The organism is Lacrimispora sp. (assembly GCF_031982545.1).
GTDB lineage: Bacteria > Bacillota > Clostridia > Lachnospirales > Lachnospiraceae > Lacrimispora.
This window is the reverse complement of record NZ_DALYXB010000001.1, coordinates 19172-32510: the sequence shown is the minus strand read 5'-3', so window position 1 is coordinate 32510 and position 13339 is coordinate 19172. Positions and strand designations below refer to the sequence as shown.

The following is a 13339-nucleotide window of genomic DNA, read 5'->3' as shown; positions in this document are numbered from 1 at the left end:
CAATGGATAAGAAGTTTATGGAAAGACTTAAAAATCCGGAGATGTCTCAACGATCCCTGCCTTTTTGGGCCTGGAATGAAAAACTTGACCGAATAGAAATCATCCGGCAGATCCATTCCATGAAGGAAGCCGGAGCCGGCGGCTTTTTTATGCATTCCAGAGAGGGCCTGGAAAGCGAGTATATGGGGGAAGAATGGAAACAATCCATTGAGACTGCCATAAAAGAGGCGGAAAAGCTTGGAATGCATGCCTGGCTTTATGATGAAGACCGCTGGCCCTCGGGAACGGCCGGGGGCAGGGTGACTGCCATGGGAGATGCCTATCGGTGCAAGGGCCTGACCCTGGAAGTCCTGGAGCCAGAAAGATTAAACCAGATTCGCATGGAAGAGACGAGCGGGGATCCAGGTGCCGAACCTGATGGGCAAACCGGTTTGACTGCATTGTATGCTGCTGTGATTCATGATATGGAGATAACCTCATACCGAAGAATGGATTTAAACCACAACGGCCAGACGGCACCGGGAGAAATACTTCTGGCGGTTCGTCTGGAGGTGTCGGCAGCAAGCCAGTGGTTTAATCATGAGGCACCACCGGATAATTTAAACCCGGACTGCGTGGACGCATTTATACGGGAAACACACGAAGCATACAAAGTGCTTGCAGGTTCTGAGTTTGGGAGAACGGTGCCTGGCATCTTTACGGATGAGCCCAGTCTCCATGACCGTCATGCTTATTTTGGAGAGAAGAAAGGCTGGATTCCCTGGACATTTGGATTTGCAGCCTATTTTACGGAACAGACAGGATATGATTTTTTTGGATTTTTGCCGGAATTATATTTTCACGGAACAAACAGCAGAAAAATCCGACATGATTACTGGTATACCCTCACCATGCGGTTTGGTGAAACTTACTTTAAGCGCATTGGAAAATGGTGTGAAGACAATCATCTTCTGTTTACCGGGCATTTTCTCCAGGAAGACAAAATGGGGCTTTGTGCCAGAGTCAACGGCGGGGTAATGCCTCATTATCAATATCAGCATGTGCCGGGCATTGATATGCTTTGTGAACAGATTCAGGAGTTTCTGACCGTCAAGCAGTGTACCAGCGTTGCCCACCAATTGGGAAAGCCTTTTGTTTTGTCGGAAATGTATGGCTGTACGGGCTGGGACTTTTCCTTTGAGGGGCAGAAATGGATGGGAGACTGGCAGTATGTACTGGGTGTCACAAGAAGGTGCCAGCACCTGGCCCTGTATTCCCTCAGAGGCTGCAGGAAACGAGACTATCCGCCGTCGTTTCATTACAACACCACCTGGTGGAAGCAAAATAAGGTGGTGGAGGATTACTTTGCAAGGCTGGGAACTGCTTTGGAAGAAGGCGCGCCGGTAAGAAAAGTCCTGCTTCTTCATCCTGCCTCTACGGTCTGGTCTCTGCTGGGCGTGAATCCTTATGGAAACCCTGTAAGGCGCGAGGAACGGGACGTTCCGGAGCTAAACCAGTATGGGGATCGGTTTCAGGAATTCCTCCGTTATCTGTTGGAGCAGCACTTTGACTGTGACCTTGGTGATGAAATGCTGATAAAGGAGTACGGGCACATCAAAGAAGGGCGTTTCTTCCTGGGGAATGCAGGCTATGATGCGGTAATCATACCTCCGGTGGATACTTTAATGGAATCTACGTACCAGATATTGATAAAGTGGCTGGATAGAGGAAATTCAGTCTATCTTACGGGGCCGCCGCCGTTTCTGACCGATGGAACCGAGCAGAAGAAAGAGATTAGAGATGATTTTTTGAATCATTTTCAATTGGTTCAATTAAATAAAAAAGAGGAGTTACCCGATTTATTAGAACGATACAGAACCATTGGTATTACAGACCGTGATGGTAAACAGGATGGGCAGTTGATTTACCAGCTTCGCAGGACGGAATGGGGGTATATTCTTTTTGTTGTCAATACGGATAGAGAACAGTCTCATTCCATTCGGATAAACATGAATGGTGAAGGACTTTGGAAGGAAATGAACCTTATGACCGGGGAGTACAACGAAGTGTTTGGAATCCGTCAGATGGAAGGAAAATCAGTACTGACAGCGGATTATTCTCCTTGTGATTCCAGACTTTATCTCATTGATAGGAACCAGATGGGAACGTATGGGAAGGAACCGGTCCTGACACTGTCTAACATGATTGACCTTCCGGAACAATGCCAGGTCATCTTATCCGATCCCAATGTCTTAACGCTGGATATGTGCCGCTATCGCCTTAAGAATGAACCCTTATCCAATCTCATGGAAGTGTGGCAGGCCCAGGAGAAAATCAGGAAAGACCTTGGCATGAGATCCATCAGCAGAAATGGAATGGAGCAGAGGTATCGGTGGATACAGACCCCTCATGAAGCCGATGGAAAAGAACTGGAGCTGACATTTGGATTTGATTCCGATTGTCCGGTCAAAAGGTGTCAGCTTGTTGTGGAGCGGGCGGAAGAGTTTGAGATTTATGTAAATGGAGTTCTGCTGGATCAGAGCAGAAACGGCTGGTATTTAGACCGTTCCTTTCACACGGTTCCCGTTCCCCAACTGAAGCTGGGATACAATGAAATCCGGCTTTGCTGCTCCTACCGCAACGATATGGAACTGGAAAATATCTATCTGACCGGTGCGTTTTCCGTATCTCCCAAGCGCAGGCTGGGAGAACCGGTAAAAGATCTGTCTGTGGGAGACTGGTGCAGGCAGGGATTGTTTCACTATAGCGGAAGTGTGTCCTATCAGTACCATTTCTTTTGGTATGGAGAAGGGGATCAGATTCTTCTTATGATGGACCTAACAGCAGTGTGCGTCAGGATTTTTGTAAATGGCAGTCTCGTAAATATTCCCTGGATTTATGGTGCACCAATTAATATGACGGAATTCATTCATCTGGGAGAAAACGAGATCCAGATTGAGCTGACCGGTAGCCCAAGAAACATGCTTGGCCCATTCCATATAAAAGAAAAACACCCGGTCACTACAAACGATGCCTGTTTTTCTCCGGTTGAAAAGGATTATCAGGAGTCTTATCAGACCGTGTTTTATGGGCTGAATAAAAGCCCCATTATTCAGATTATGAAAGAATAGTAAAGAAGCCAAATTTATAAAGTGAAATAATAAGCGAAAAAAAACGCGTAAGCAAAAAAGAAAAAAGAGAAAGGAAGAATTCAAATGGCAGTAAACCGATATATGGAAGCCTATCCGGTCATCGGCATTCGTCCGGTCATCGATGGCAGAAGAGGACCCTTGGATGTGAGGGGGTCTCTGGAAGAACAGACCATGGGAATGGCAATGGCAGCAAAAAATCTTCTGGAAGAGAATTTGTTCTATGCCAACGGAGAAAAAGTATCTGTTATCATAGCAGATACCACCATTGGGGGCGTGCGGGAGGCGGCTGCCTGTGCGGAACAGTTCCGCCGTGCAGGAGTCAGAATCACGTTGACCGTAACTCCATGCTGGTGCTATGGGGCGGAAACCATGGATATGGAAAAGGACACCTTAAAAGCGGTCTGGGGATTTAATGGAACAGAAAGGCCGGGAGCCGTTTACCTGGCAAGTGTACTCGCCACTCATGCACAGAAAGGTCTGCCCGCCTTTGGAATCTATGGCCATGATGTTCAGGATGCAGAAGATAAGGATATCCCGGATGATGTTAAAGAAAAGCTTTTAAGATTCGCCCGTGCAGCCGTGGCTGTGGCAACCATGAAGGGGAAAAGTTATCTTCAGATAGGAGCCGTCTGCATGGGAATCGGAGGTTCCATCGTGGACTGTGATTTCCTGGAGGATTATCTGGGAATGCGGTTGGAATCGGTGGATGAAGTGGAGATTTTACGCCGGATTGAGGAAGAAATCTATGATAAGCAGGAATATGAGACCGCTATAGAATGGGTCAGCAGCCGAATCATAGAAGGGTTTGATAAGAATCCCCCTCATATTCAAAAGAGCCGCAGCCAAAAGGATGAGGACTGGAAATTTACAGTCAAAATGATGCTGATCATCAAAGATCTGATGAACGGCAATGAACAGTTAAAGCAGGACTTCCCGGAAGAAGCCATGGGGCATAATGCCATTGCTTCCGGTTTTTAGGGGCAGAGGCAGTGGACCGATCATTATCCCAATGCTGATTTTGCCGAAGCACTGTGCAATACCTCCTTTGACTGGAATGGGAAACGGGAGCCCTACATAGTGGCAACGGAAAATGATGTGTTAAACGGCATCAGCATGCTGATCATGAAGCTGTTAACAAACCGGGCACAGTTATTTGCGGATGTCAGAACCTTCTGGTCAGAAGATGCGGTGAAAAAGGCAACCGGGTATGAACTTACCGGAGAAGCAAAAAAGGCAGGTGGTTTTATCCATCTGATCAATTCCGGTGCCGCCTGTCTGGATGCCAGTGGGGTATCTTTGGACGATCAGGGAAATTCCGTCATAAAACCGTGGTGGGAGGTAACAGAAGAGGATCAGGAGGCAATGCTTAAGGCCACCCAGTGGTGTCCGGCGGACAATGGATATTTCAGAGGAGGCGGATATTCTTCCAGATTTCTCACCGATACCACCATGCCTGTTACCATGATTCGCCTGAATCTGATTAAGGGGCTTGGTCCTGTAGTACAGATTGCAGAAGGGTGGACTCTTAAGCTTCCGGAGGAGGTCTCCGATCAGCTTTGGAAGCGAACGAATCATACCTGGCCCTGCACCTGGTTTGTACCACGTTGTGAGGGCACACAGGGCCCATTTGCGTCTGCTTATGGGGTAATGAACCAATGGGGAGCCAATCATGGGGCAATCAGCTACGGACACATAGGTGCCGATATTATCACCCTGTGTTCCATGCTGCGGATACCGATAGCAATGCATAACGTGGACTTGGGAAAGGTGCTCCGTCCAGCCGTATGGAATGCATTCGGAATGGATCAGGAAGCGTCTGATTACCGGGCATGTGAGACATTTGGTCCCATGTATTAAGTGATTTGATTTCTTAATTTTCCATCTTAAAGTTCTTATGTTTAAAAACCTTAATAATAAACAGGATACGCATCCGGTATCCATTCTCCGGATGCGATCAGCCATGGGAAATGACATACTTTTAAATAAATTTTAAAGGTATGTCATTTTTGCACAAAAAAATGCATGGAGTAAAGGCTGGATATCTGGTTCTTTAACATAAACAGAGAAAAGCCGCAGGGGGTTTGAAAGCAAAATAGGGGAGCAGGATTAAATCACAATGCACAAGGAGGGGGGATAGTTGATCTCAGTAAGACCGAATTTCCAAACGGTGAAAACACTCCCATATCAGGGGATCAGGGAGTGGGATACAAGGTGATCAGAATGAAGACATACAAAAATACACAACACACAATATTAAAAAATATAGAATCTAAATAAAAGAATGGTGGAGAGGTCATAAAAAAATTGATTTTTAATATTACTTGTAATATAATTAGTATTTAGCTTAGAAATATATGAAGTAGAAAAAGGAGACAAGGAACCGATGAAGAAGATTCTTGATTTAATTACGGCAGAGATGAAGACAGCTTTTGCAGATTGCGGATACGATGAAATTTATGCAAAGGTGACTTTATCCAACCGTCCGGATCTTTGCGAGTACCAGTGCAACGGAGCCATGGCGGCAGCCAAAGCTTATAAAAAGAAACCGTTTGATATCGCATCGGAAGTGGTGTCAAAACTTTTGGCAAGTCACGCTTTTGAAACTGTGGAAGCAGTGATGCCTGGATTTATTAACTTAAAGATCAATGCCGGTTATCTGGCAGAATATATGAACAAGATGGCAGGAGAGAACCAGTGCGGCTGTGAAAAAACAAATGAGCCTATGACCATTGTGGTAGATTACGGCGGTGCCAATGTGGCAAAGCCTCTTCATGTAGGTCACCTGCGTTCTGCTGTTATTGGAGAAAGCATTAAGCGCATGGGCCGTTTCCTGGGACATAATATCATCGGCGATGTTCATCTGGGTGACTGGGGTCTTCAGATGGGCCTGATTATAGAAGAATTAAGAGACAGAAAGCCGGAACTTCCTTACTTTGATGAGTCATTTGAAGGTGAATATCCGCAAAATGCCCCATTTACCATCACAGAGTTAGAAGAGATTTATCCTGCGGCCAGTTTAAAATCCAAAGAAGACGAATCATTCAGTAAGAGAGCCCACGAAGCAACCTTAAAGCTGCAAAATGGATATGCTCCCTATCGTGCCATCTGGCAGCATATTATTCATGTTTCCGTCGCTGATTTAAAGATGAATTACGGCAGCCTCAATGTCACCTTTGATTTATGGAAAGGCGAAAGTGATGCGGAAACCTATATTCCCCAGGTGATTGAAGAACTGACCGAAAAAGGACTTGCCTACGAAAGTCAGGGCGCCCTTGTAGTTGATGTGGCTATGGAGGGTGATTCCAAGGAACTGCCTCCATGTATTATCAGAAAGTCCGACGGAGCAGCGTTATACTCCACCTCTGATCTCGGTACTATTATTGAAAGGGAGAAAGAGATAAAGCCGGACTGGTATATTTATGTAACAGATAAACGTCAGGAACTTCATTTTACCCAGGTGTTCCGTGTTGCGAAAAAAGCAGGCTTTGTTCATGCCGATAAAAAGATGTCTCATCTTGCCTTTGGTACCATGAACGGCAAAGACGGAAAACCATTTAAGACAAGAGACGGCGGGGTGCTGCGTCTGGAAACTCTGGTTTCCGATATCAGTCAGGCTGCCTATGAAAAGATTATGGAGAACCGTTCAGTTTCCGAGGAAGAAGCCAGAGAGACTTCAAAAATTGTGGGCATGGCAGCTTTAAAATACGGGGATTTATCCAATCAGGCTGCAAAGGATTATATCTTTGATATGGACCGGTTTGTATCCTTTGAAGGAAATACGGGTCCTTACATCCTCTATACCATTGTGCGTATTAAATCCATTCTGGCAAAGTACCAGAGTTTAGACCATAAGTATCAGGGAGAGGAAAGGATTCTTCCCGCTGCCTCAGATGCAGAAAAAGATTTAATGCTCCAGCTGTCCAGATACAATGAAGTGGCAGAAAGCTCTTTCCTGGAGCTGGCTCCTCATAAAATGTGCCAGTATGTCTATGAATTAGCCAATTCATTTAATCGCTTCTATCATGATACAAAGATCATTTCAGAAGAGAATAAAGAACAGCAGGCCTCATGGATCAGTCTGATTCGTCTGGCAAAGGATGTGCTGAATGGCTGCATCGGAGTACTTGGTATTGAAGCACCGGAACGTATGTAAATGGAACGGATGTGAGGGGTTATGAAAGTATCACAGATAACTGCCAATGCATTTTGGAAGGGTGAAACCGGAGTTAAGGCATTGGTGGAGGATCAGGGAAAAGAATATAAAGCAAGTCTTCATATCAAGGGTAGTCAGGTATTTGACTACTCTTGTTCCTGCGCTCAGGGGAATTCCTACCGTGGGATGTGCCCTCACTGTCAGGCTCTTTTTAAGGCTTATGAAGAACAGGAATCAGGGAATCAGGGAAAGCTGGTTACCACTTCTGCCCAGGCGAGAGCCATGATACGCGAGTATACCAACGGGGAAGTTGCCAGAATTATGAGTGAGGGCCAGGAAGAACAGATTTCACTTCTGGTATCCGTTCTGGTTAACCGCAGAGAGGTAAAACTGGAAGTAAAGCTTGGCAGGGACCGCCTTTATCTTGTTAAGGATTTAGCGGCGTTTGCAGATGCCATGGATCATGGAACTTATGTGGAATATGGCAAAAATCTTGCCTTTTATCATAACCGGTCTGTCTTTGTAAAGGACAGCCGTCCACTTCTGGACTTTTTGCTGGAATCTATTAATGGATATTGCGAACAGTATGAGCAGATGCAGAAAAGCTCCTTTTCTGCACGTCCGGTCATGCGTTATTTAAACTTAAGTAAGACGGCAAGAGACCGGTTCTTTGGAATTATGAAGGGCACGACTCTGGAGTTTGAGGATTACAGGGGGGAGAAAAGACAGCTGAAGATCTCCGGGCGCAATCCGGATCTGACTGTGACGGCGGCCCGTGAGGGCAGAGATGGAGTCCGTATATCCATAGACAAGAAGCTACTGGTCGTGAAGGGAGAAAACCGTCTGTACCTTGGAGATTTAAAAAATCTGTCTTGTTGTGACCAGCCTTGCAGTGAGACTCTTGGCGTTTTTTTAGACCAGATGATGAGCGGTTATGGCATGGAGTGTGAAACCGTAATTAATAATAAGGATATGCCTCTTTTCTATGAACGGGTATTAAAAAGGATCGCTTCTTACTGTACCATTGATTCGGGCAGTCTTGATCTGGAGTCTTTTAAGCCGGAGGAACTAAGAGCCAGGTTTGATTTTGACAGTGATGATCCCAGTAAACTGATTTTACGCCCCACCCTTTCTTACGGCACCTATTCCTTTCAGCCCGTAGAAGATGAAAAACTGCCCCGAACTGTCTGCAGAGACGTTCCGGGAGAATTTCGCATCAGCCAGATGATTACAAAGTATTTTAAATACAGGGAATATGAATCAGATTATCCGGCAATCAAGGATGATGAGGAAGCAGTGTACCGTCTTCTGACAGAAGGAATCAGAGAATTCATGACTATAGGAGAGGTTTATTTTTCTGAATCATTTAAAAAACTGAAAGTGCTTCCGCCCCCTAAAATTTCTGTGGGTGTAAAAAGTACAGGAAACTGGCTTGAGCTGGACGTGGATGCTGGTGAACTAACCGGTCAGGATTTAGCCAGGCTTTTATCTGAATACAGCAGAAAAAAGAAGTACTACCGGCTAAAAAGTGGAGAATTCGTTAATCTTGAGGATAATGGCCTCATTACCATTGCAAAACTTGTTGAGGGACTGGGGCTGAATCCAGGTGAGCTGGAGAACAAAAATTTCCGCCTGCCGAAATACAGGGCTCTATATCTGGATGGTCTTTTTAAAGAAGAAAGCGGCATAACATTATACAGAGACCAGCTGTACAAAGCAGTGGTACGGGGGATGAAATCTGTAGAGGACAGCGATTTTGAGATACCGGATTCTCTTAAATCTGTGCTCAGAGGATACCAAAAGACGGGATACCGCTGGCTTAAGACTCTGGATAGATATGGATTCGGCGGAATACTGGCCGATGATATGGGACTGGGAAAGACCATTCAGGTCATTGCATTAATCCTGGATGAAGCCCGGAAAAATCCGGATGCCAGCTTTCTGGTCATCTGTCCCGCTTCCCTTGTCTATAACTGGGAAAATGAGATCCATCTCTTTGCACCGTCGTTACAGGTAATAACTGTTACTGGTACTGCACCAGAGAGAGAAGAACAGTTAGAGAATTTAGAGAAGGGAACTGTAGTCGTCACTTCCTACGATCTTCTGAAACGAGATATAGACCTTTATGAAGGAATTACATTCCGTTTCCAGATCATTGATGAGGCCCAGTACATCAAGAATGCATCTACCCAGAGTGCAAAGGCTGTAAAGTCTGTGGATGCTGTGTGCAGGTTTGCCTTGACCGGTACCCCCATCGAAAACCGTCTTTCTGAGCTTTGGAGTATCTTTGATTTCCTGATGCCTGGTTTCCTTTTCCATTACCAGAAGTTTAAGAAAGAGTATGAAATGCCCATTGTAAAGAACCAGGAACAATGGGTACTGGAAAGCCTTCGCCGCCTGATCGGTCCTTTTATTTTACGAAGACTGAAAAAAGATGTATTAAAGGAGCTGCCTGACAAGCTGGAGACTGTGGTATACTCTGCTTTTGACAGAGAGCAAAAGGATTTATATACAGCCAACGCCTACCGTTTAAAGACAGAACTGGAAAGCAGGGAAGGAAGAAGCGGAAGAGATAACATACAGATACTGGCAGAACTGACCAGGCTGCGTCAGATCTGCTGTGATCCCCATTTATGCTATGATAATTACAGAGGAGATTCGGCTAAACTGGAAACCTGCGTTGATTTAATTAAGAATGGCGTGGAAGGAGGTCATAAGATCCTTTTATTTTCCCAGTTTACCTCCATGCTTGAGATCATTGAAAAAAGGATTAAGGGTGAAGGCATCTCCTGCTATATGCTTACAGGGGGCACGCCCAAGGAAGAACGGCTTCATATGGTTAATTCCTTTAAAAATGATGAGATTCCCCTGTTTCTTATTTCCTTAAAAGCAGGTGGAACCGGCCTTAATTTAACTGCTGCAGATATGGTGATTCACTTTGATCCATGGTGGAACGTAGCAGCCCAGAATCAGGCCACAGACCGGGCTCACAGAATTGGGCAGGATAAACAGGTGACGGTATTTAAGCTGATTACAAAAGGAACGATTGAAGAAAATATTTTAAAACTGCAGGATTCCAAACGGGATCTGGCAGAGCAGATTATAACAGAGGGTACAGTTTCCTTAAGCAATCTGACGAAAGAAGATTTGCTGGGGCTGCTGGATTAAAGAAAGGACAGGGTGAGTCATGAAAGTATTACTGTTAAATGGAAGTCCTCATAAAGAGGGCTGTACCAATCGGGCCTTACTTGAAGTAGAAGGGGCTTTACATGCAGAGGGTATTCACACAGAACTGGTTCATTTGGGCAATAAAGCCATTCACGGCTGTATCGCATGCGGAACATGTATGAAAATTGGAGCCTGTGTATTTGAGGATGATCCGGTCAATGAGTTTATTGAAAAGATGAAGAAGGCAGATGGCCTTATCGTGGGCTCACCGGTTTATTACGCATCTGCCAATGGAGCTCTTTTCTCCTTCCTTGACCGTCTCTTTTATGCAGGGGGCAGGGAGTTTGCTTACAAGCCGGGAGCAGCCATTGCTTCTGCCAGAAGAGCGGGCACGACTGCAACCCTTGATGCTTTAAATAAGTATTTTACCATTGCCCAGATGCCTTTGGTTTCCTCTTCCTATTGGAATATGGTACATGGAAGAACTCCTGAGGAAGTGGAACAGGATTTAGAAGGTCTTTATACAATGAGAACACTGGGAAAAAATATGGCTTGGCTTTTAAAATGCCTTGAGGCTGGAAAGTCAGCAGGAATCAGTCTTCCGGAGAAAGAGGAGAAGGTCTGGACTAATTTTATCCGTTAAAATTCCAAAAATCTCCTTTACATTTCTTCTGGGTGGTGTATAATTAAAAAGCACTATATGTAGTGTGAAGAGATAAAAATACACAAAATATTGAATAGGTTAGGGTGACAGGAATGATAAAAGTACAAAAGCGCGACGGCAGAATTGTGGAGTATGACAGAGATAAGATCATCAAGGCGATACTCAAAGCGAATGCTGAGGTGGAGTTTGCTGAGCAGGCTGGCGAAGACATGATAGATGCCATTTTAGATGATGTGGAAAGCCGTTCAGAAGATGTGATGAATGTGGAAACCATTCAGGACATGATCGAAAGCGGTCTTGTAAACAACAATAAATATACATTATCTAAAAAGTATATCATTTACCGTTACCAAAGAGCATTGTTACGTAAGGCCAATACAACGGATGAATCAATTTTAAAACTGATTAAGAATGAGAATAAAGAACTGGCTGAGGAAAACTCCAACAAGAATACTATTCTTGCATCCACTCAGAGAGATTACATTGCAGGAGAAGTATCCAGAGATTTAACAAAGAGAATGCTTCTGCCGGAACGGATTTCTCTTGCCCATGAACAGGGCTCCATTCACTTTCATGATGCCGATTATTTTGTTCAGCCGATTTTTAACTGCTGTCTGATCAACATTGGTGATATGCTGGACCACGGCACTGTGATGAATGAAAAGATGATTGAAAGCCCCAAGAGCTTTCAGGTGGCCTGTACCGTCATGACCCAGATTATTGCGGCTGTTGCCAGCAATCAGTACGGAGGTCAGTCTGTGGATATCCGTCACCTGGGAAAATATCTGCGGAAAAGCAGTAATAAATTCCATAAACAGATCAAAGAAGAATTTGGTAATTCCGTATCGGAAGAGATGATAGAGAAGATGGCTTCCATTCGTTTAAGGGATGAACTGAAGTCGGGTGTTCAGACCATTCAGTATCAGATCAATACTCTGATGACCACCAATGGACAGGCACCTTTTGTAACACTGTTTTTATGCCTGGACGATCAGGATGAATATATTAATGAAAATGCCATGATAGTGGAAGAAGTTCTCCGCCAGAGACTGGAAGGCATTAAGAATGAATCCGGTGTCTATGTAACGCCGGCATTTCCAAAGCTGATCTATGTTCTTGATGAGAACAACTGCTTAAAGGGCGGAAGATATGATTATATCACAAAGCTTGCAGTTCAGTGTTCCTCCAAGCGTATGTATCCGGATTATATTTCCGCAAAGAAGATGCGGGAATACTATGAAGGCAATGTGTTCAGCTGTATGGGCTGCCGCAGCTTCCTTTCTACCTGGAAGGATGAGAACGGAAACTATAAGTTTGAAGGAAGATTTAATCAGGGTGTGGTAAGCTTAAATCTTCCTCAGATTGGAATTATAGCAAAGGGAGATGAAGAAACCTTCTGGAACCTTTTAGAGGAGCGGTTAAGTCTTTGCTATGAAGCGCTGATGTGCAGGCACAAATCACTGGAAGGAACCGTATCTGATGTAAGTCCGATTCACTGGCAGTACGGAGCCATCGCAAGGCTGAAAAAGGGAGAGACCATCGACGCTCTGCTTCAGGGCGGGTATTCCACTATTTCTCTTGGATATATTGGTTTGTATGAGACTACAAGGCTTATGAAAGGGGTCAGCCACACCACAGCTGAGGGTGAGGAGTTTGCCCTTCGCATTATGAACCATATGCGTGAGACGGTTGACAGATGGAAAGAGGAGACTGGTCTTGGTTTCGGTCTTTACGGAACTCCGGCAGAATCTCTTTGCTATCGTTTTGCCAAGATTGACAGAGAACGCTTTGGCAGTATTCCTGATGTAACGGATAAGGGTTATTATACTAACTCCTATCATGTAGACGTGAGAGAGCATATTGATGCCTTTACGAAATTTAATTTTGAAAGCCAGTTCCAGAAGATTTCTTCTGGCGGAGCTATTTCCTATGTGGAAGTTCCCAACATGCGTCACAATTTAGAAGCTATGGAAGATGTGGTTAAGTTTATCTATGATAACATTCAGTATGCTGAATTCAATACCAAGTCAGACTATTGCCAGGCATGCGGTTATGACGGAGAAATTATTATTAATGATGATATGGAATGGGAATGCCCACAGTGCCATAATAAAGATAAAAACCGCATGAACGTAACAAGAAGAACCTGCGGTTATTTAGGAGAAAATTTCTGGAATACAGGAAAGACGAAAGAAATTAAATCCCGAGTACTGCATCTGTAGG

Annotated in this window: 5 protein-coding genes and 1 pseudogene; all 6 read left to right on the top strand. The window is 44.7% G+C overall.

The features are described 5' to 3' along the window. Positions 1 to 2: 2 nt before the first annotated feature. A complete protein-coding gene (locus ABS301_RS00125) occupies positions 3 to 3110 on the top strand; it encodes a glycosyl hydrolase (RefSeq protein ID WP_349670261.1) in 3108 nt (1035 codons plus the stop codon). An 84-nt stretch (positions 3111 to 3194) separates the two neighbouring features. After that, positions 3195 to 4988, top strand: a pseudogene (locus tag ABS301_RS00120) (L-fucose isomerase). 526 nt (positions 4989 to 5514) lie between these two features. Then, on the top strand, positions 5515 to 7284 hold the full coding sequence (gene argS / locus ABS301_RS00115; protein ID WP_349670260.1) for an arginine--tRNA ligase: 1770 nt from the start codon (positions 5515 to 5517) through the stop codon (positions 7282 to 7284). 21 nt (positions 7285 to 7305) lie between these two features. Beyond that, entirely contained in the window at positions 7306 to 10452 is a 3147-nt protein-coding gene (locus ABS301_RS00110; RefSeq protein ID WP_349670259.1) for a DEAD/DEAH box helicase, read from the top strand. A gap of 19 nt (positions 10453 to 10471) precedes the next feature. Next, the gene (locus ABS301_RS00105) at positions 10472 to 11095 is read left to right on the top strand and encodes a flavodoxin family protein (RefSeq protein WP_349670258.1); all 624 of its coding nucleotides are present in this window, start codon (positions 10472 to 10474) and stop codon (positions 11093 to 11095) included. Positions 11096 to 11208: 113 nt separating this feature from the next. Next, a complete protein-coding gene (gene nrdD / locus ABS301_RS00100; RefSeq protein WP_349670257.1) occupies positions 11209 to 13338 on the top strand; it encodes an anaerobic ribonucleoside-triphosphate reductase in 2130 nt (709 codons plus the stop codon). Position 13339 lies beyond the last annotated feature (1 nt).